Source organism: Thioalkalivibrio sp. ALE17 (assembly GCF_000425605.1).
Lineage (GTDB): Bacteria > Pseudomonadota > Gammaproteobacteria > Ectothiorhodospirales > Ectothiorhodospiraceae > Thioalkalivibrio.
This window is the reverse complement of record NZ_KE384406.1, coordinates 32359-51539: the sequence shown is the minus strand read 5'-3', so window position 1 is coordinate 51539 and position 19181 is coordinate 32359. Positions and strand designations below refer to the sequence as shown.

General features: G+C 65.0%; 19 protein-coding genes and 2 tRNA genes. All 21 read left to right on the top strand.

Annotation, left to right across the window (positions count from 1 at the left end; all coding sequences use genetic code 11):
• The first annotated feature begins 139 nt into the window (after positions 1-139).
• Positions 140-907 (top strand): triose-phosphate isomerase, encoded by a 768-nt coding sequence (tpiA, locus tag H609_RS0113210; RefSeq protein WP_018875888.1) that lies wholly within the window; start codon positions 140-142, stop codon positions 905-907.
• A complete protein-coding gene (secG, locus tag H609_RS0113205; RefSeq protein ID WP_018867790.1) occupies positions 904-1284 on the top strand; it encodes a preprotein translocase subunit SecG in 381 nt (126 codons plus the stop codon). Before tpiA ends, secG begins: the two co-directional genes overlap by 4 nt.
• A gap of 22 nt (positions 1285-1306) precedes the next feature.
• A tRNA-Leu gene (locus H609_RS0113200) sits at positions 1307-1391 on the top strand.
• 265 nt (positions 1392-1656) lie between these two features.
• Entirely contained in the window at positions 1657-2013 is a 357-nt protein-coding gene (locus H609_RS0113195; protein WP_017941353.1) for an NADH-quinone oxidoreductase subunit A, read from the top strand.
• A complete protein-coding gene (locus H609_RS0113190; protein ID WP_012982122.1) occupies positions 2004-2480 on the top strand; it encodes an NADH-quinone oxidoreductase subunit B family protein in 477 nt (158 codons plus the stop codon). Before H609_RS0113195 ends, H609_RS0113190 begins: the two co-directional genes overlap by 10 nt.
• A 17-nt stretch (positions 2481-2497) precedes the next feature.
• On the top strand, positions 2498-3217 hold the full coding sequence (locus tag H609_RS0113185; protein ID WP_018867791.1) for an NADH-quinone oxidoreductase subunit C: 720 nt from the start codon (positions 2498-2500) through the stop codon (positions 3215-3217).
• Positions 3210-4463, top strand: coding sequence for an NADH-quinone oxidoreductase subunit D (locus tag H609_RS0113180; RefSeq protein WP_017941350.1), 1254 nt, complete (start codon positions 3210-3212; stop codon positions 4461-4463). The genes H609_RS0113185 and H609_RS0113180 overlap by 8 nt, the downstream gene beginning before the upstream one ends.
• Entirely contained in the window at positions 4463-4993 is a 531-nt protein-coding gene (gene nuoE / locus H609_RS0113175) for an NAD(P)H-dependent oxidoreductase subunit E (RefSeq protein WP_012982125.1), read from the top strand. The genes H609_RS0113180 and nuoE overlap by 1 nt, the downstream gene beginning before the upstream one ends.
• A 1-nt stretch (position 4994) precedes the next feature.
• Positions 4995-6275 (top strand): NADH-quinone oxidoreductase subunit NuoF, encoded by a 1281-nt coding sequence (gene nuoF / locus H609_RS0113170; protein ID WP_018875889.1) that lies wholly within the window; start codon positions 4995-4997, stop codon positions 6273-6275.
• A gap of 33 nt (positions 6276-6308) precedes the next feature.
• The gene (gene nuoG / locus H609_RS0113165) at positions 6309-8708 is read left to right on the top strand and encodes an NADH-quinone oxidoreductase subunit NuoG (protein WP_018881327.1); all 2400 of its coding nucleotides are present in this window, start codon (positions 6309-6311) and stop codon (positions 8706-8708) included.
• Between the two features lie 12 nt (positions 8709-8720).
• Positions 8721-9785: an NADH-quinone oxidoreductase subunit NuoH gene (gene nuoH / locus H609_RS0113160; RefSeq protein ID WP_018867795.1), complete on the top strand. Its 1065-nt coding sequence runs from the start codon at positions 8721-8723 to the stop codon at positions 9783-9785.
• Between the two features lie 10 nt (positions 9786-9795).
• The gene (gene nuoI, locus H609_RS0113155; protein ID WP_018141815.1) at positions 9796-10284 is read left to right on the top strand and encodes an NADH-quinone oxidoreductase subunit NuoI; all 489 of its coding nucleotides are present in this window, start codon (positions 9796-9798) and stop codon (positions 10282-10284) included.
• 15 nt (positions 10285-10299) lie between these two features.
• Positions 10300-10956 carry an NADH-quinone oxidoreductase subunit J gene (locus H609_RS0113150; RefSeq protein ID WP_018867796.1) on the top strand — a complete coding sequence of 219 codons (657 nt, stop codon included), beginning with the start codon at positions 10300-10302 and terminating at the stop codon, positions 10954-10956.
• 99 nt (positions 10957-11055) lie between these two features.
• On the top strand, positions 11056-11361 hold the full coding sequence (gene nuoK, locus H609_RS0113145) for an NADH-quinone oxidoreductase subunit NuoK (protein ID WP_018141813.1): 306 nt from the start codon (positions 11056-11058) through the stop codon (positions 11359-11361).
• A 6-nt stretch (positions 11362-11367) separates the two neighbouring features.
• Entirely contained in the window at positions 11368-13377 is a 2010-nt protein-coding gene (nuoL, locus tag H609_RS0113140; protein WP_028485129.1) for an NADH-quinone oxidoreductase subunit L, read from the top strand.
• A 52-nt stretch (positions 13378-13429) separates the two neighbouring features.
• Positions 13430-14944: an NADH-quinone oxidoreductase subunit M gene (locus tag H609_RS0113135; protein WP_018867798.1), complete on the top strand. Its 1515-nt coding sequence runs from the start codon at positions 13430-13432 to the stop codon at positions 14942-14944.
• A gap of 13 nt (positions 14945-14957) precedes the next feature.
• The gene (gene nuoN, locus H609_RS0113130) at positions 14958-16406 is read left to right on the top strand and encodes an NADH-quinone oxidoreductase subunit NuoN (protein ID WP_018867799.1); all 1449 of its coding nucleotides are present in this window, start codon (positions 14958-14960) and stop codon (positions 16404-16406) included.
• Positions 16407-16409: 3 nt separating this feature from the next.
• On the top strand, positions 16410-16754 hold the full coding sequence (locus H609_RS0113125) for a DUF2818 family protein (RefSeq protein ID WP_018867800.1): 345 nt from the start codon (positions 16410-16412) through the stop codon (positions 16752-16754).
• A gap of 60 nt (positions 16755-16814) precedes the next feature.
• Positions 16815-16891, top strand: a tRNA-Met gene (locus tag H609_RS0113120).
• A gap of 213 nt (positions 16892-17104) precedes the next feature.
• Positions 17105-17560 carry a ribosome maturation factor RimP gene (rimP, locus tag H609_RS0113115; RefSeq protein WP_018867801.1) on the top strand — a complete coding sequence of 152 codons (456 nt, stop codon included), beginning with the start codon at positions 17105-17107 and terminating at the stop codon, positions 17558-17560.
• 74 nt (positions 17561-17634) lie between these two features.
• Complete coding sequence (nusA, locus tag H609_RS0113110) at positions 17635-19131, top strand: transcription termination factor NusA (protein ID WP_028485128.1); 1497 nt, start codon at positions 17635-17637, stop codon at positions 19129-19131.
• Positions 19132-19181: the final 50 nt, after the last annotated feature.

Below are 19181 nucleotides of genomic sequence, written 5' to 3'. Positions count from 1 at the left end.
GCGCCGGGCGCCGCCGGCGTGGCGCGTGCCGGCTTGGTTGATTTGCTCCCGGTGCGCCGGTAACATCCCGCCGCTCTAATCATCATGATCGGACCCCGTCTATCCATGGGGTGCGTCCGACCGCAGGAGGAAGATCCGCATGCGCACGCCGCTGGTCGCCGGAAACTGGAAGATGAACGGTTCGCGGGACGCGAACCGCGCGCTCCTGAGCGCCCTGAAGGGCAGCCTGGGCGATATCCGGGGCGTGGACGTGGCGGTGTGTCCGCCCGCGGTCTACCTCGCCGAAATCGCCGACGACCTCTCGGGCGGCCCCATTGCGGTGGGTGCCCAGGATTGCTCGGACCAGGAGAAGGGCGCCTACACCGGCGAACTGGCCGGCGCCATGCTGGCCGAGGTCGGCTGCCGTTACGTGATCGTCGGGCACTCCGAGCGCCGTGAGCGGCAGAACGAGGACAGTGCCTGGGTGGCCGCGAAATTCGTTGCGGCCCAGGCGGCCGGCCTGATTCCGATCCTGTGTGTCGGCGAGCAGAAGGACGACCGCGAGGGTGGCCGTACCGAGAGCGTCGTGGCCGAGCAGCTGGATGCGGTGCTGGACGCGGCCGGGGTCGAGGCCTTCGCCAGTGCCGTGGTGGCCTACGAGCCGGTCTGGGCGATCGGCACCGGGCTGACCGCCACGCCGGAACAGGCCCAGGAGGTGCATGCCTTCATCCGTAATCGCGTCGCCGGCCGCGACCCGCGCATCGCCGCGGAGCTGCGCATTCTCTACGGCGGCAGCATGAAGGCCGACAATGCATCCGGGCTGCTGGCGCTGGAGGATATCGACGGCGGTCTCATCGGCGGCGCCTCGCTGGATGCCGACGGGTTCACCGCCATCGTCCGTGCCGCGGGCGAGCGAGTCGCAGCATGATTTACGGCCTGCTCCTGGTTGTCCAGGTCGCGGTCTCGATCGGCCTGATCGCGCTGATCCTGATGCAACACGGCAAAGGGGCCGATGCTGGCGCCGCCTTCGGCAGCGGGGCTTCGGCAACGGTGTTCGGGGCGGCCGGTTCGGCCAACTTTCTGAGCCGTTCGACCGCGTTTCTGGCGGTGGTGTTCTTCCTGAATAGCCTGACACTGGCCTATCTGGCCGCCTCCAGCCCGGAGGCCGAGAGCCTGCTGGACCAGATGGAGGCCATGGAAGAGGAAGGTGACGGTCCGCCGGATCTTCCGCGCGAGGTGGTCCCGGGGCAGGAGCCCGCGGGCGATACCCCGCAATCCGGCCGGCCGGCCGACGTGCCCGACTGATCCCGGGTACCTGTACCAAACGGCAGATGTGGTGGAATTGGTAGACACGCTATCTTGAGGGGGTAGTGGCGCAAGCCGTGTGGGTTCGAGTCCCACCATCTGCACCAAATTCTGGATGGCCCGGGTTGCTCTCTGTTCCTGAGTGCCCGGGCCAAATAACAATAAAATCAGCGTCTTATAAAATTACGAATACTTGACACCGTTTTTGGGCATCACCTAGACTCCGTGCCCGGTGTGCGGTCCTGTCTCGTCTCCACGAGGGCGGTCCGTACCCGCGCTTTCAACCAGCAACGCTGAACGGCTCGCCGGCGCGCCCGATCCACGCGACGCCTCGCGAACCTGCCCGCCAGAGGCGGCGTACGGGAGAGAGAAATGCTGGAAGGTTATCTACCCATCCTGCTGTTCATCGCAGTGGGCATCGTGATCGGGATCGTACCGCTGATCGTCGGTATGGCGGTGGGTCCGCGCAAGCCGGACGCCGCCAAGAACTCGCCCTACGAGTGCGGCTTCGAGGCCTTCGAGGACTCGCGGCTCAAGTTTGATGTGCGCTTCTACCTGGTGGCGATCCTGTTCATCATCTTCGATCTGGAGATCGCCTTCCTGTTCCCGTGGGCAGTGTCGCTAGACACCATTGGCCTGTTCGGGCTTCTTGCGATGGCGCTGTTTCTCGTCATTCTGGTGGTCGGTTTCATTTACGAGTGGAAGAAGGGGGCGCTGGAATGGGAATAGAAGGCGTTCTTGAAAAGGGCTTCGTCACGACCTCGGCGGACAAGCTCATCAACTGGGCCCGTACCGGCTCCCTGTGGCCGATGACCTTCGGCCTGGCCTGCTGCGCGGTGGAGATGATGCACGCCGGTGCGGCGCGCTATGACCTCGACCGCTTCGGGATTATCTTCCGGCCCAGTCCGCGCCAGTCGGACGTGATGATCGTCGCCGGCACCCTGGTCAACAAGATGGCCCCGGCCCTGCGCAAGGTCTACGACCAGATGCCCGAGCCACGCTGGGTGATCTCCATGGGCTCCTGTGCCAACGGGGGCGGGTACTACCACTACTCCTACGCCGTCGTGCGCGGCTGCGACCGCATCGTGCCGGTGGATGTCTACGTGCCGGGTTGCCCGCCGACGGCCGAGGCGCTGCTCTACGGCATCATCCAGCTGCAGAACAAGATCCGGCGCACGAACACCATCGCGCGCTGACGCACCCGGGGTTTCCGATGGCTGAACAAGACAACTGGATCGACGCCCTGCGGGCGGAACTGGGCGATGCCCTGGAAAGCCTGCACGAGGCGAACGACGAGATCACCGTCGATATCACGCCCGGGTCCTGGCGCGAGGCGGGCGAGAAGCTTCGTGATGCGCTGGGTTTCGAGATCCTGATCGACCTGTGCGGGGTGGATTACCTCGAATACGGCCAGGACGAGTGGGGTACCGATTCCGCCACCAATACGGGCTTCTCCCGGGGAGTCGAGGCTGCGACCTCGGGGCGCTTCACCTTCGATGACGCGCCGGAAGATTCCAACTGGGACGGGCCGCGCTTCACCGTGGTGGCCCACCTCCTGTCGGTGGCGCACAACCGCCGCGTCCGCATGCGGGCCTGGCTGGACGATGAGGAATTTCCCGAGATCGAGTCGCTGGTGGAGGTCTGGGCCTCGGCCAACTGGTTTGAGCGCGAGGCCTTCGATCTGTTCGGCATCCTGTTCTCCGGGCACCCGGACCTGCGCCGCATCCTCACCGACTACGGCTTTGTCGGCCACCCGTTCCGCAAGGACTTCCCGCTGATCGGCCACGTCGAGATGCGTTACGACGCCGAACAGGCGCGCGTGGTGTACCAGCCAGTGACCATCGAACCCCGCGTGCTGGTGCCCAAGGTGATCCGCGACGACCATCGCTATAGCGAGGGCGAGAAGCCGGGCGAAGGAGCCGAGAATGCCTGAGATTCGCAACTTCACCCTGAACTTCGGGCCGCAGCATCCGTCCGCCCACGGCGTGCTGCGTCTGGTGCTGGAGATGGACGGCGAGGTCGTGCAGCGCGCCGACCCGCATATCGGTCTGCTCCATCGCGGCACCGAGAAGCTCGCCGAGAGCAAGCCCTACAACCAGTCCATCGGCTATATGGACCGTCTCGACTACGTGTCGATGATGGCCAACGAGCACGGCTACGTGCTGGCGATGGAGAAGCTGCTGGGCATCGAGGCCCCGCTGCGGGCGCAGTACATCCGGGTAATGTTCGACGAGATCACCCGCATCCTGAATCACCTGATGTGGCTGGGTGCGCATGCGCTGGATATCGGCGCGATGGCGGTGTTCCTGTATGCCTTCCGCGAGCGCGAGGACCTGATGGACTGCTACGAGGCGGTCTCGGGTGCGCGCATGCACGCGACCTATTACCGTCCGGGCGGCGTGGCGCGCGACCTGCCGGGCACGATGCCCAAGTATCAGCCGTCCTCCTGGAAATCCCAGGAAGTGGTGGATGACCTGAATAAAATCCGCCAGGGCTCGCTGCTGGACTTCATCGAGGCCTTCACCGAGCGCTTCCCCGGCTGCGTGGACGAATACGAGACCCTGCTGACTGACAACCGGATCTGGAAGCAGCGCACCGTGGGCATCGGCGTGGTCGATCCCGACCGCGCCAAGCAGCTGGGCTTCACCGGCCCGATGCTGCGCGGCTCCGGCATCGAGTGGGACCTGCGCAAGAAGCAGCCCTACGAGGTCTATGACCGCCTCGATTTCGATATCCCGGTGGGCGTCAACGGCGACTGCTACGACCGCTATCTGGTGCGCATCGAGGAGATGCGCCAGTCCAACCGCATCATCCGTCAGTGCGTGGACTGGCTGCGCCAGAACCCGGGCCCGGTGCTGCTGGAGGATCACAAGATCACCCCGCCGAAGCGCGAGGAGATGAAGGCCGACATGGAGGCCCTGATTCACCACTTCAAGCTGTTCACCGAGGGCATGTGCCTGCCGGAAGGCGAGGCCTACGCCGCGGTGGAGCATCCGAAGGGCGAGTTCGGGGTGTATCTGGTCTCCGATGGTTCCAACAAGCCCTATCGCCTGAAGGTTCGCCCGCCGGGCTTTGTGCACCTGTCCGCGCTGGACGAGATGGCGCGCGGCCACATGCTGGCCGATGTGGTCGCCATTATCGGGACCCAGGACATCGTATTCGGGGAGATCGACCGCTGATGGCTGCCGAACAGAAAACCGTCGCCTTCCACAAGCCCGCCGGCAAGAAGGTGGAGCTCAGCGACCACGAGCGCGAAGAGATCGACGCCTGGCTGGCGCGCTATCCCGAAGACCAGAAGCGCTCCGCGGTGCTGGGCGCCCTGCGCGCGGTGCAGCACGAGGATGGCTATCTCTCCACCGCCAAAATGGACGCCGTCGCCGAGTACCTCGGCCTGCCGGCGATCGCGGTGTACGAGGTGGGCTCGTTCTATTCGATGTACGAGCTGGAGCCGGTCGGCAAGCACACGATCATGGTGTGCAACAACATCTCCTGCATGCTGCGCGGCTCGGAGCAGATCATCGAGCACCTGGAGAACCGTCTCGGCATCAAGCTCGGCGAGAGCACGCCGGATGGCAAGTTCTACCTGAAGATGGAAGAGGAGTGCCTGGCGGCCTGCTGTGGCGCCCCGATGATGCAGGTGGATCACGTCTACTACGAGAATCTCACGCCCGAGAAGGTCGACGAGATCCTCGACGGTCTGGAGAAGTAGCATGGCCAACCAGATCTGCTTTGCGACCCGCTACCTGGACGATCCGGCCTCGCTCGAGACCTACAAGAGCGTCGGCGGCTACCAGGCGCTGGAGAAGGTCTACAAGGGCAAGATGGCCCCCGAGGACGTGATCGAGGAGGTCAAGACCTCCAACCTGCGCGGCCGCGGCGGTGCCGGGTTCCCGACCGGGCTCAAGTGGTCGTTCATGCCGCGCAATACCCCCGGGCAGAAGTACATCGTGTGCAACTCGGACGAATCCGAGCCGGGCACCTGCAAGGATCGCGAGATCCTGATGTACAACCCGCATGCCCTGATCGAGGGGATGGCCATCGCGGGCTACGCGATCGGCGCGACCGTGGGCTACAACTACATGCGCGGCGAGTTCATGGACGAGGTGAACACGCGCTTCACCGCGGCGCTGAAAGAGGCCTACGAGGCCGGCTATCTGGGCAAGGATATCTTCGGGTCCGGGGTCGACTTCGATCTCCACCCGTCGCTGGGCGCGGGCGCCTACATCTGTGGCGAGGAGACGGCCCTGCTGGAGTCGCTGGAGGGCAAGAAGGGCCAGCCGCGCTTCAAGCCGCCGTTCCCGGCCAACTTCGGTCTGTACGGCAAGCCGACCACGATCAACAACACCGAGTCGCTGGCGTCCATCCCGTCCATCATTCGGAATGGTGGCCAGTGGTTCGCGGATCTCGGCGTGCCCAAGTCGGGTGGCGAGAAGCTGTTCTCCGTCTCCGGGCATGTGAACAAGCCGGGCAACTACGAGATCCCGCTGGGCACGCCGTTCAAGGATCTCCTCGAGATGGCCGGCGGGGTGCTGAACGGCCGCAAGCTGAAGGCGGTGATCCCGGGCGGCTCCTCGGTGCCGGTGGTCCCGGGCGACGCGATGCTGCAGGCGAACATGGACTTCGACTCCATCGCCCATGCCGGCTCCATGCTGGGTTCCGGCGCGGTGATCGTGATGGACGAGACCGCCGACATGGTCAAGGCCCTGCAGCGCATCTCGCGTTTCTACTTCTCCGAGTCCTGCGGCCAGTGCACGCCCTGCCGCGAGGGGACCGGCTGGCTCTACCGCATGCTGACCCGCATCGTGGAAGGCCAGGGCCGTCCCGAGGACCTGGAACGCCTGGACGACGTGGCGAGCAAGATCGAGGGGCACACCATCTGCGCCCTGGGCGACGCCGCGGCCATGCCGGTGCGCAGCTTCGTCAAGCACTTCCGCCACGAATTCGAATACTACATCCAGCACGGCCGGAGCCCGGTGGCAGACGCCGCCTGACGCTCTACCGCGCCATCGCATCAGGAATCGAGCATGAGTCAGGATCAGAAACAGGATCTGGTCAGCATCGAGATTGACGGCCGTACGGTGGAGGCGCCAAAGGGCGCCATGCTCATCGACGTCGCCGATGATGCCGATATCCGCATCCCGCGCTTCTGCTATCACAAGAAGCTGTCGGTGGCGGCCAACTGCCGCATGTGCCTGGTGGAGGTGGAGAAGGCGCCGAAGCCGCTGCCGGCCTGTGCGACGCCCGTGATGGACGGGATGAAGGTGTACACCCAGTCCCCGCTGGCGCTGCGCGCGCAGAAGGGGACCATGGAGTTCCTGCTGATCAACCACCCGCTGGATTGCCCGATCTGCGATCAGGGCGGCGAGTGCGAGCTACAGGACGTGGCCATGGGCTACGGCGAGAGCGTGTCCACCTACACCGAGGCCAAGCGCGTGGTGAAGGACAAGGACATCGGTCCGCTGATCGAGACCGAGATGACCCGCTGCATCCACTGCACCCGCTGTGTGCGCTTCGGCGAGGAGATCGCCGGGGTGCGCGAGCTGGGGGCGACCGGGCGCGGCGAGCACATGCGCATCGGCACCTACGTCGAGAAGACCGTCGCCCACGAGCTGTCGGGCAACGTGATCGACCTGTGCCCGGTGGGCGCGCTGACCGCCAAGCCGTCGCGCTATGGCGCGCGTGCCTGGGAATATGCCCAGGCCGCCACCATTGCCCCGCACGATGCCGTGGGCTCCAACCTGTTTTTGCATACCGATGACGGCCGCGCGATGCGCGTGGTCCCGCGCGAGAACGAGGCCGTCAACGAGACCTGGATCTCCGACCGCGACCGTTTCAGCTACACGGGCCTGTACGCCGAGGATCGCCTGACCCGTCCGCGCATCAAGGTCGATGGCCAGTGGCAGGAGGTCTCCTGGGAGACCGCGCTGAGCTATGCGGTCGAGGGCCTCAAAGAGGTCGCTCCGGAGCGCATCGGCGCCCTGTTGTCGCCTTCGCTCTCGCTGGAGGAGCACTATCTCGCGCAGAAGGTGCTGCGCGGCATGGGTGTGACCGATATCGATCACCGCGTGAACCAGCGCGATTTCCGCGACGAGGCCGCAGCGCCGCTGTTCCCCTATCTGGGTGCCGCGATCGGCGATCTGGAAAACGCCGATGGCGTCCTGCTGGTCGGCAGCAACCCGCGTCGCGAGCAGCCGCTGATTGCGCACCGCCTGCGCAAGGCCGCCTCGCGTGGTGCCCGGGTCAGCCTGATCAACGACATGCTGCTGGATCTGACCTATCCGGTGCAGGCCCAGCTGGTCGGTGACGCGCACGACCAGGTGCTGGCGCTGGCCGGGGTCGCCGGACAGATCGCCGCGGCCGGCAAGGCGCTGCCGAAGAAGCTGGAAAAGGTCGTCAAGGCGGCCGAGACCGACGACCCCGCCACGCGCGAGGCCTTCGAACGCGCCGCGCGGGCCCTGCTGGACGCGAAGCAGGGTCACGTCCTGCTCGGGGCTGCCGCGATGCAGGGGCCGGCCTTCTCCACGTTGCGGGCCCTGGCCGGCTGGATCGCCAAGCATACCGGGGCGAGCCTGGGCTACCTCCCGCAGGGCGCCAATGCCGGGGGCGCATGGCTCGCGGGTGTACTGCCGCATCGCGGTCCGGCCGGCCGCGAGCTGGAGACTGCCGGCGCCGATGCCGCCGCGATGCTGGAACAGGGCCGCGACGCCTTCGTGATCGCCGGGCTCGAGCCGGGGCGTGACGGCGCCGACCCGGTCGCCTTCCGCGCGGCCCTGCAACAGGCCGGGCTGGTCGTCGCGCTGACCAGTTTCGCGAACGAGGACCTCGAGGCGGTCGCCGATGTTCTGCTGCCGATCGCCACCAGCTTCGAGCACTCCGGGACCTTCGTGAACGCCGAGGGTCGCTGGCAGAGCTTCCGCGCCGCCGCGCGCACGCCGGATGACGCGCGCCCCGGGTGGAAGGTGTGGCGTGTGCTGGGCAACCTGCTGGAGCAGGCCGGCTTCGATTATCTCGACTCGCCTGCGGTGCGGGACGAGCTGAAGGGGCAGCTGGCCGATGCCAGCTTCGACACGGGCGTCAACCTGAACAAGGTGCATGTGGAACTGCCCGAGGCCGGCAGCGGCGAGGGCCTTCTGCGCGTGCAGGCGGCCGCTCTCTACAGCGGCGATCCGCTGCTGCGCCGCGCCGAGCCGTTGCAGACCAGCCCCGAGGGGCAACTGGCGGAGAGCGTGCTGGTGCACCCCGACTCCGCCGGCGGGCATGCCCACGGCAGTCGCGTGCGGCTGCGTCAGGGCAAGGCCGAGACGGAACTGACCCTGCTGCTGGACGATTCGGTACCGCCGGGCCTGGCCGTGACCTTCGCGGGCTCCGCGGCGATGGGGGCCCTCGGCCTGCCGAACACCACGGTCGCGCTGGCGCGGGCCTGAGGGACTTAAGACATGTTCGACTGGATGATGAACCTCTTCTACAGCCTGCCGACCGTGATGCAGATCCTGATCGGCATTCAGCTGATCGTGATCCCGCTGATGCTGGCCGTGGCCTACACCACCTTTGCCGAGCGCAAGGTGATTGGCTACGCCCACGTGCGGGTGGGCCCGAACCGGGTCGGCCCGCGGGGCTGGCTGCAGCCGATCGCGGATGCGCTGAAGCTGCTGACCAAGGAGGTCATCCTCCCGACCAACGCCAACCGCTTTCTGTTCCTGAGCGCGCCGGTACTGACGATCGCCCCGGCCCTGGCCGCCTGGGCGGTGGTGCCGTTCTTCGAGGGCGGGGCGCTGGCGGATGTGAATGCCGGACTCCTGTACCTGCTGGCGCTGACCTCGCTGGGTGTGTACGGCATCATCATCGCCGGCTGGGCCTCGAACTCGAAATACGCGCTGCTGGGTTCGCTGCGTTCGGCCGCGCAGCTGGTGTCCTACGAGATCGCGATGGGCTTTGCCCTGGTCGGGGTGCTGATGGCCGCCGGCACCCTGAACGTGGGCGGGATTATCGAGGCGCAGTCGGGGAGCATGTACCACTGGTTCCTGCTCCCGCTGCTGCCGATGTTCTTCGTGTATTTCATCTCCGGGATCGCGGAGACCAACCGCGCCCCGTTCGACGTCGCGGAAGGCGAGTCCGAGATCGTCGCGGGTTTCCATGTGGAATACTCGGGCATGGCGTTCGCGGTGTTCTTCCTCGCGGAATATGCCAACATGATCCTGATCTCGGCGCTGACCGCGATCCTGTTCCTCGGCGGCTGGCTGTCGCCGTTCCAGGGGATCCTGCCGGCGGCCGCCTTCGATCTGCCGGTGATCGGTTCGTTGCTGGATCACGGGATCCACTGGTTCCTGTTCAAGACCGCGATCTTCCTGTTCGCCTTCCTGTGGTTCCGCGCCACCTTCCCGCGCTATCGCTATGACCAGATCATGCGCCTGGGCTGGAAGGTCCTGATCCCGGTGACCATCGTCTGGTTGTTCGTCGAGGGCGTGCTGGTCGCCTTCAACGTCGGCCCGTGGTTCGCGTGAGGAGTTCGAGATGAAAGCCGTGCGCCGTTTCTTCAAGAGTTTCCTGTTCTTCGAGCTGCTGCTGGGGCTGCGCCTGACCGGGCGGTACCTGCTGAGTCGCAAGTTCACCGTGCAGTACCCGGACGAGAAGACTCCGATGTCGCCGCGTTTCCGGGGCCTGCATGCCCTGCGCCGCTACCCCAATGGGGAAGAGCGCTGCATCGCCTGCAAGCTGTGCGAGGCGGTCTGCCCGGCGCTGGCGATCACCATCGATTCCGAGGAGCGCGCCGACGGCACGCGCCGCACCACGCGCTATGACATCGACCTGTTCAAGTGCATCTTCTGCGGCTTCTGCGAGGAGGCCTGCCCGGTGGATTCCATCGTCGAGACGCACATCTTCGAGTACCACTTCGAGAACCGGGGCGAGCAGATCATGACCAAGGACAAGCTCCTGGCCATTGGTGATCGCTTCGAAAAAGAGATCGCGCAGGCGCGCGCGGTCGATGCCCCCTACCGGTAACGCAGGGAACGCCTCATGACCTTCGAGCTCGTCCTTTTCTATCTGTTCGGCGCGATCCTGCTGGGCGGCGCGCTGGCCATGATCAGTGTGCGCAACCCGGTACATGCCGCGCTGTTCCTGGTGCTGTGTTTCGTGGCGGCCGCCGCCCTGTGGTTGCTGGCGGAGGCCGAGTTCCTCGGTATCGTGCTGGTGCTGGTGTACGTCGGCGCGGTGATGGTGCTGTTCCTGTTCGTGGTGATGATGCTGGACATCAACCTGGCCAAGCTGCGCGAGGGCTTCACCGAGTACCTGCCGGTGGGCATCGTGGTCGCGCTGGCCATGGCCACCGTGCTGGTGCTGGTGATTACCCGCTACATCACCATGGACGTCCCGGAACGCGCCGGGCCCGAGTACGCCAATACCGAGGCCCTGGGCGCGATCCTGTACACCGAATACGTGTATCCGTTCGAGATTGCCGCGGTGATCCTGCTGGTCGCGATCATCGCCGCGATCTCGCTGACCATGCGCAAGCGCCCGGACAACAAGTCCATCGATCCGGGCAAGCAGATGGCCGTCTCCCGCGAGGGTCGCGTGCGCATGGTCACCATGGCGTCGGAGAAGAAGAAGGCCCCGCGCCGGGGTGGGCAGGGGTCCGGGGCCGACGCGCCGGGCGGCAAGGACGAATCCAAGTAGGCAAACCGAGTGCAATCCCAATCGGGGATCCCGGCCGCGCGCGGCGGGACCCGGACACCGGGGGCGGACGCCGCCCCCGAAAGAACTCAGGGCTAGAACATGATTACGCTAGAGCACTACCTGGTGCTGGCCGCGCTTTTGTTTTCCATCAGCGTGGCCGGGATCTTCCTGAATCGGAAAAACGTGATCGTGCTGTTGATGTGCATCGAGCTGATGATGCTCGCGGTCAACATCAACTTCATCGCCTTCTCGTTCTTCCTGCAGGACCTCGCGGGCCAGGTGTTCGTGTTCTTCATCCTGACCGTCGCCGCGGCCGAGGCGGCCATCGGCCTCGCCATCCTGGTGTTGCTGTTCCGTAACCGCGGAACCATCAACGTCCAGGACATGGACGCAATGAAGGGATAACCGGCCATGGATACGATCTATCTGCTTATCGTTCTGGCGCCGCTGTTCGGCGCGATCGCCGCCGGACTTTTCGGCCGCCAGATCGGGCGTACCGGCGCGCACAGCGTCACCATCCTGGGGGTGGCGATCTCGTTCATCCTGTCCGTGGTGGTGTTCTGGGCCCACGTGTTCGGGGATGCCGGGGTCTACAACGAGACCGTCTACACCTGGATGGTCTCCGACGGCATCCAGTTCGAGGTCGGGTTCCTGGTCGACAACCTGACCGCGATGATGATGCTGGTGGTCACCTTCGTCTCGCTGATGGTGCACATCTACACCATCGGCTACATGCAGGACGACCCGGGTTACCAGCGCTTCTTCGCCTACATCTCGCTGTTCACCTTCTCCATGCTGATGCTGGTGATGGCGAACAACTTCATGCAGCTGTTCTTCGGCTGGGAGGCCGTGGGTCTGGTCTCCTACCTGCTGATCGGCTTCTGGTACAAGCGCCCGACCGCGATCTACGCCAACATGAAGGCGTTCATCGTGAACCGGGTGGGGGACTTCGGGTTCCTGATCGGGATCGCCGCGCTGGTGTTCTACGCCGGCAGCCTGAACTACACCGAGGTGTTTGCCGAAGCCGAGTCGATGCGGGATGCGACCATCACCATCTGGCCGGGCTGGACCTTCGGTCTGCTGGATCTGGCGCTGATCTTCCTGTTCATCGGTGCGATGGGTAAGTCCGCCCAGGTGCCACTGCACGTCTGGCTTCCGGACTCCATGGAGGGCCCGACCCCGATCTCCGCGCTGATCCACGCGGCGACCATGGTGACCGCGGGTATCTTCATGGTGGCGCGCATGTCGCCGCTGTACGAGTTCTCCGTTCCGGCGCTGTCGTTCATCCTGATCATCGGGGCGATCACCGCGTTCTTCATGGGCCTGATCGGGCTCGTGCAGAATGACATCAAGCGCGTGGTGGCCTATTCGACGCTGTCGCAGCTGGGCTACATGACCGTGGCGCTGGGGGCCTCGGCCTACGCCGCCGGGTTGTTCCACCTGATGACGCACGCCTTCTTCAAGGCGCTGCTGTTCCTGGCTGCCGGCTCGGTGATCATCGCGATGCACCACCTGCAGGACATGCGTGCGATGGGCGGGCTGCGCCGGCACATGCCGGTCACCTACGTGACCGCGCTGATCGGCTCGCTGGCGCTGATCGGATTCCCGTTTTTCTCCGGGTTCTTCTCCAAGGACGCGATCATCGAGGCGGTCGGCTACTCGCAGATCCCGGGGGCGGCCTTTGCCTACTGGCTGGTGCTGGCCGGGGTGTTCGTGACCGCGCTGTACACCTTCCGCATGTTCTTCATGGTGTTCCACGGCGAGGAGCGCTATGACCAGGCGCACAAGTACATGCCCGACCATGGCGATGACCACGACGACGAACATGGTGACGATCATCACCACGGACCGCTGCAGCCGAAGGAATCGCCGTGGGTGGTGACCGTTCCGCTGGTGCTGCTGGCGATCCCGTCCGTGGTGGCCGGCTACTTCATCGGCCCGATGCTGTTCGGCGACTTCTTCGCCGACAGCCTGTTCGTGCTGCCGGAGCAGGACGTGCTGGCGACCAAGGGCGAGACCTACACCGGGGTGGTCGGCTTCGTCCTGCACGGTCTGATGCTGCCCGCGTTCTGGCTGGCCATGGCCGGCCTGGGTACGGCCTGGTACCTGTACATGAAGCGGCCCGAACTGCCCGGCGTGATTGCCGAACGGCTGAAGCTGGGTGTGCGCATCCTCGAGGACAAGTACGGCTTCGACCGCTTCAATGACTGGTTCTTCGCCGGCGGGACCGTGCGACTGGGCCGTGCGCTGTGGCGCTACGGTGATGCGCTGATCATCGACGGGCTGCTGGTCAACGGGACTGCGCGCTCGGTCGGCTGGATCGCCGCGCGCATTCGCCACATGCAGTCCGGCTTCCTCTACCACTATGCGTTCGTGATGATCATCGGCCTGCTGGTCCTGATGTTCGCCTACGTGATCTGAGCGGCTTCGACACCCATGCGCTCGAAGTCCATCGCTGTTTCAAGGAACGACCATGTTTGCTGACTGGCCTATCTTGAGTCTGTTGATCTGGCTGCCGATTCTCGGCGGCTTCCTGGTGCTTGCCGCCGGGCGCGACGCGCCCCATGTCGCGCGGCGGCTCGGGCTCGCGGTGGCCGTGGCGACCTTTGTGGCCAGTCTGCCGCTGTGGTTCGCGTTCGAGCGTGGCACCGCGGAGATGCAGTTCCAGGAGCTGGCCTCGTGGATTCCCGCGTTCAACGTGAACTACCACCTGGGCGTGGACGGGATCTCCATGCCGCTGATCCTGCTGACCACGCTGATCACCGTGGTGGTCGTGGTGGCGGCCTGGGAATCGGTGAAGGACCGCATCGCCTACTACATGGCCGCGATGCTGGTGATGGAAGGCCTGATGATCGGCATGTTCGCGGCGATGGACGCGGTGCTGTTCTACGTGTTCTTCGAGGCGATGCTGATCCCGATGTTCCTGGTGATCGGGATCTGGGGCGGGCCGCGGCGCGTCTATGCGACGCTGAAGTTCTTCCTCTACACCTTCCTCGGCTCGGTGTTCATGCTGGTCGCGCTGATCTGGATGTACATCCAGTCCGGCAGCTTCCTGATCCAGGACTTCCATGCCCTGCAGATTGGCATGACCGCGCAGATCCTGATCTTCCTCGCGTTCTTCATGGCGTTCGCGGTGAAGATCCCGATGTTCCCGGTACATACCTGGCTGCCGGATGCGCACGTGGAGGCGCCCACCGGCGGCTCGGTGATCCTGGCCGCGATCATGCTGAAGATCGGGGGCTACGGCTTCCTGCGCTTCTCGCTGCCGATTACCCCGGATGCCAGCGCGGTGCTGGATACGCTGATGATCGTGCTGTCGCTGATCGCGATCGTGTACATCGGCGTGGTGGCGCTGATCCAGAGCGACATGAAGAAGCTGATCGCCTATTCGTCGATCGCGCACATGGGTTTTGTGACCCTGGGCTTCTTCCTCGCCTTCTACATCTACTCCAACACCGGTGACTGGGAGGGGGCCTCGCTGGGTATTGCCGGCGGCATGGTGCAGATGATCTCGCACGGCTTCATCTCGGCGGCGATGTTCCTCGCGGTGGGCGTGCTGTACGACCGCCTGCACAGCCGGCAGATCGCCGACTACGGTGGCGTGGTGAACACCATGCCGTGGTTCGCCGCGTTCTTCGTGCTGTTCGCGATGGCCAACACCGGGTTGCCGGGCACCTCGGGCTTCGTCGGGGAGTTCATGGTCATCCTGGCCGCGTTCAAGGCGGACTTCTGGATCGCCTTCCTCGCCGCGACCACGCTGATCCTGGCCGCGGGCTACACCCTGTGGCTGGTCAAGCGCGTGATCTTCGGCGCGGTGGCCAATGACAACGTGGCCGGCCTGTCCGACATGAACCGCCGCGAGTTCTTCCTGATGGGCGTGCTGGCCTTCTTCACCCTGCTGCTGGGTGTGTGGCCGGCGCCGCTGCTGGATGTGATGAACGCGACCATCGACCACCTCGTGGCGCATATCGCGCAGTCGAAGCTCTGAAGGGACGCCTGACATGAATTTCGAGATCCCCAATTTCCTCCCCGCCGTGCCCGAGATGTTCGTGCTCGGGATGGCGTGCCTGATCCTGGTGATCGACGCGTTCCTGCCGGATTCGCGGCGCGATGTCACCTACGGCCTGGTGCAGGCGACGCTGGTCGCGGCGGCCGGCCTGACGCTGTGGCTGATGGGGCCGGAAACGGTCCTGACCTTCTCGGATACCTTCGTGAAGGACCCGATGGCCGACATCCTGAAGATCGCGGTGTACGTGACCAGCTTCCTGGTGTTCCTGTATGCCCGTCCGTACCTGATGGAGCGCGGTATCCACAAGGGCGAGTTCTACGTGCTGGGCCTGTTTGCGGTGCTCGGCATGATGATCATGATCTCCGGGCACAACCTGCTGACCCTGTACCTGGGTCTGGAGCTGCTGTCGCTGTCGTCCTACGCGCTGGTCGCCTTCTGGCGCGACAACAGCCGGGCGACCGAGGCTGCGATGAAGTACTTCGTGCTGGGCGCGCTGGCCTCCGGCCTGCTGCTGTACGGCATGTCCATGATCTATGGCATGACCGGCTCGCTGGATATCGCCGTGATCGCCGCCGAGCTGGTGGCCGCGGACGACAGCCTGAACATCCCGCTGGTGTTCGGCCTGGTGTTCCTGGTGGTGGCCGTCGCCTTCAAGCTGGGGGCGGTGCCGTTCCATATGTGGGTGCCGGATGTCTACGACGGCGCCCCGACGGCGGTGACGCTGTTCATTGCCACCGCGCCGAAGATCGCCGCGTTCGCCTTCCTGATGCGCCTGCTGGTGGAGGGCATGGGCCCGATGCACGCGGACTGGCAGGGGATGCTGATCATCCTGGCCGTGCTGTCGCTGGCGGTGGGCAACGTGATTGCGATCGCGCAGACCAGTATCAAGCGCATGCTCGCCTACTCGACCATTGCCCATATCGGTTTCCTGTTCATGGGCATCCTGGCGGGGACCGACAGCGGCTACGCCTCGGCGATGTTCTACGTGATGGTCTACGCGATCACCGCGGCCGGTGGCTTCGGCATGATCGTGTTCCTGTCGCGCAAGGGGTATGAAGCCGACCAGATCGACGACTTCAAGGGCCTGGCCAAGCGTAACCCCTGGTTCGCCTTCATCATGCTGTTGCTGCTGTTCTCGATGGCCGGCGTGCCGCCGACCGTCGGGTTCTACGCCAAGCTGGCGGTGATCCAGGCGGCCGTGGGCGCCGACCTGGTGTGGCTGGCGATCGTTGCGGTGATCTTCTCCATCATTGGCGCCTTCTACTACCTCCGCGTGGTCAAGATGATGTTCTTCGATGACCCGCAGGAGGGCGCCGAGGAGCCGGTGCAGCCGTCCGGCGCGCTGGCCACCGCGCTCAGCATCAACGGGCTGGCGGTACTGCTGCTGGGAATTTTCCCGGGGCTTCTGCTGTCTCTCACCCACTACGCAATCATTGGGTAAGTCGTGACACAGTGGATTCCGTTCGAGGCCCTCGTCTGGGGGTTTGTGGTAGTCGCGTTCATCAGCGCGAACCTGCCGTGGCTGAGTGAACGCATCGCGTTGATGGTGCTGCCGAAAAATGGGACCAAGGGGCCCTGGACCCGGATCTTCGAGTGGTTCGGGCTCTATATCCTCGCCGGGCTGATCGGCAAGGGGCTGGAGTTCCAGGCAACCGGTGGCATCCATTCGCAGGGCTGGGAGTTCTATGTGATCACCCTGTCGCTGTTCGCGATGTTCGCCCTGCCGGGGTACATCTGGCGCTACGACCTGCGCCCGCATCTGCGCACCGGCGAGCGCCGCACCCGGTAAATAATCATCGGAAACCCTTGCGGCGCCGGACGGCGCTTTGGTATAGTTCTGCGTCTCGGATGCGGGGTGGAGCAGTCTGGCAGCTCGTCGGGCTCATAACCCGAAGGTCGCAGGTTCAAATCCTGCCCCCGCTACCAATTGTCAGAGAGGCCCCGTATGGGGCCTTTTTGTTAAGGATCGATGGTCCGGCCGCAACTGCTCGCGGCCGGGTTGGGTCCTTAAGGCCGCGCTCCCGCGCGCCTCGCAGCGGACGTTTCGCTGCAGCCATCGTTAGAGGTGTACGAGGGGCGTTCGGCGCCCTTTTTTTGTTTCCGGGTCCCGCCATCGGGACGGAGTCGATCGAGACGCCCTTGTCGCAGAAGGCTGAACAACTGAACACGCTGCTCACCCCGGTGGTCGAGGGGGAGGGAATGCAGCTTTGGGGGCTGGAGTATCACGCCGGTTCCAAGCCGCCCGTCGTGCGGATCTTTATCGACGGCGAGAACGGCGTCACCGTGGATGACTGCGCGCGGGTCAGCGAGCAGGTGGGCGCGGTACTGGAAGTCGAGCAGGTCCTGAAGGGCAACTACACCCTGGAAGTTTCCAGCCCGGGCGTTGAACGCCCCCTGTTCACCCCCGAGCAGTTCCGGCGCTACATCGGACACCCGGTGAAGGTGCGCCTGTCATGGCCGGAGCACGATCGCCGCAATTTCCGTGGCGTGCTGCTGTCGGTGGACGAACCCATGATCGAGGTGGAAGTGGACGGCATGGCCTACGAGCTGCCGCTGGCCGCGATCCACAACGCGCGCGTCCTGGAGCAGCTGTAACGCGGCTGCTGCGTGGGACGCTGCTACGCTTTTGTTGAATCGGCAGGTGACTGCCGAGTGCGGAGAGGCAAGACATGAACAAGGAGATCCTGCTGGTCGCCGATGCCGTGGCGAACGAGAAGGGAGTGGAGAAGGACATCATCTTCGACGCCCTGGAATCGGCCCTGGCGATGGCGACCCGCAAGTACCACGGCGGCAAGATGGACGTGCGCGTAAGCATCGACCGCGAGGAGGGCGACTACGAGGCCTTCCGGCGCTGGACCGTGGTGGACGACGAGGACCCGGAGTTCGAGTCCCCGGAGTACCAGATCCTGCTGTCCTATGCCCAGCAGAAGAACCCCGATGCGCAGGTTGGCGACGTGATCGAGGAGCCGGTCGAGGCCGTCGACTTCGGGCGTATCGCCGCCCAGACCGCCAAGCAGGTTATCGTGCAGAAGGTGCGCGAGGCCGAACGCGCCAAGGTGGTCGAGGAGTACCAGGATCGCGTAGGCACGCTGGTCATGGGTATCGTCAAGCGCACCGATCGCAACGGGACCTACGTGGATCTTGGCAGCAACGCCGAGGCGCTGATTCCGCGCGAGCACATGATCCCGCGCGAGACGGTGCGCACCAATGACCGGCTGCGCGGTTTCCTCAAGGAGATCCGTCCCGAGGCGCGCGGCCCGCAGCTGATCCTCAGCCGTACCGCGCCGGAGTTCCTGATCGAGCTGTTCAAGCTCGAGGTGCCGGAGGTCGGGCAGAACATCATCGACATCATGGGCGCGGCGCGCGATCCGGGCATGCGCGCGAAGATCGCGGTGCGCTCGAACGATCCGCGCCTGGATCCGGTCGGGGCCTGTGTCGGCATGCGCGGCTCGCGTGTGCAGTCGGTCTCCAATGAACTGGCGGGCGAGCGTATCGACATCATCGTCTGGGACGAGAACCCGGCCCAGTTCGTGATCAATGCGATGTCGCCGGCTGAGGTCCTGTCGATCGTGGTCGACGAGGACAAGCAGTCGATGGACATCGCGGTCGAGGAGGACAAACTGTCGCTCGCGATCGGTCGCGGTGGGCAGAACATCCGCCTGGCCTCCCAGCTTACCGGCTGGGAACTGAACGTGATGACCGAGGAACAGGCGGCCGAGAAGAGCGAGGCCGAGGCACAGCAGCTGGTCACCTTCTTCATGGAGGCCCTGGATGTCGACGAGGAAGTCGCCGGCATCCTGGTCCAGGAAGGCTTTACCACCCTGGACGAGGTGGCCTACGTGGACGAGGCCGAGCTGCTCGCGATCGAGGAATTCGACGAGGACATGGTCGAGGAGCTGCGCAACCGCGCGAGCGATGCGCTTCTGACCAAGGCCATTGCGGCCGAGGAAGGCCGTGAGGGCTATCAGCCCGCCGAGGATCTCCTGGACATGGAGGGCATGACCGCGGCGCTGGCGAACAAGCTGGCGTCACATGGCGTGTGCACCATGGAGGACCTGGCGGAGCAGGCATCCGACGATGTGGTCGAGATGACCGGTCTGGATACGGAAGAGGCGTCGGCGCTGATCATGACCGCGCGCGCCCCGTGGTTCGAGACCGGGGATTAAGCCCCGGTCGCCGTTATCGCGAACCCGTATCCAGGCTGTCGGCTGGCCTG

What these genes read in the sequence shown, in the direction of transcription:
- H609_RS0113195 (WP_017941353.1), top strand. Translation starts at nt 1,657, where the DNA reads ATGCTGGAAGGTTATCTACCCATCCTGCTGTTCATCGCAGTGGGCATC.
- secG (WP_018867790.1), top strand. Translation starts at nt 904, where the DNA reads ATGATTTACGGCCTGCTCCTGGTTGTCCAGGTCGCGGTCTCGATCGGC.
- nuoI (WP_018141815.1), top strand. Translation starts at nt 9,796, where the DNA reads ATGAAAGCCGTGCGCCGTTTCTTCAAGAGTTTCCTGTTCTTCGAGCTG.
- nuoN (WP_018867799.1), top strand. Translation starts at nt 14,958, where the DNA reads ATGAATTTCGAGATCCCCAATTTCCTCCCCGCCGTGCCCGAGATGTTC.
- H609_RS0113185 (WP_018867791.1), top strand. Translation starts at nt 2,498, where the DNA reads ATGGCTGAACAAGACAACTGGATCGACGCCCTGCGGGCGGAACTGGGC.
- nusA (WP_028485128.1), top strand. Translation starts at nt 17,635, where the DNA reads ATGAACAAGGAGATCCTGCTGGTCGCCGATGCCGTGGCGAACGAGAAG.
- nuoL (WP_028485129.1), top strand. Translation starts at nt 11,368, where the DNA reads ATGGATACGATCTATCTGCTTATCGTTCTGGCGCCGCTGTTCGGCGCG.
- nuoF (WP_018875889.1), top strand. Translation starts at nt 4,995, where the DNA reads ATGGCCAACCAGATCTGCTTTGCGACCCGCTACCTGGACGATCCGGCC.
- nuoH (WP_018867795.1), top strand. Translation starts at nt 8,721, where the DNA reads ATGTTCGACTGGATGATGAACCTCTTCTACAGCCTGCCGACCGTGATG.
- H609_RS0113190 (WP_012982122.1), top strand. Translation starts at nt 2,004, where the DNA reads ATGGGAATAGAAGGCGTTCTTGAAAAGGGCTTCGTCACGACCTCGGCG.
- H609_RS0113180 (WP_017941350.1), top strand. Translation starts at nt 3,210, where the DNA reads ATGCCTGAGATTCGCAACTTCACCCTGAACTTCGGGCCGCAGCATCCG.
- H609_RS0113150 (WP_018867796.1), top strand. Translation starts at nt 10,300, where the DNA reads ATGACCTTCGAGCTCGTCCTTTTCTATCTGTTCGGCGCGATCCTGCTG.
- nuoE (WP_012982125.1), top strand. Translation starts at nt 4,463, where the DNA reads ATGGCTGCCGAACAGAAAACCGTCGCCTTCCACAAGCCCGCCGGCAAG.
- tpiA (WP_018875888.1), top strand. Translation starts at nt 140, where the DNA reads ATGCGCACGCCGCTGGTCGCCGGAAACTGGAAGATGAACGGTTCGCGG.
- nuoK (WP_018141813.1), top strand. Translation starts at nt 11,056, where the DNA reads ATGATTACGCTAGAGCACTACCTGGTGCTGGCCGCGCTTTTGTTTTCC.
- nuoG (WP_018881327.1), top strand. Translation starts at nt 6,309, where the DNA reads ATGAGTCAGGATCAGAAACAGGATCTGGTCAGCATCGAGATTGACGGC.
- H609_RS0113135 (WP_018867798.1), top strand. Translation starts at nt 13,430, where the DNA reads ATGTTTGCTGACTGGCCTATCTTGAGTCTGTTGATCTGGCTGCCGATT.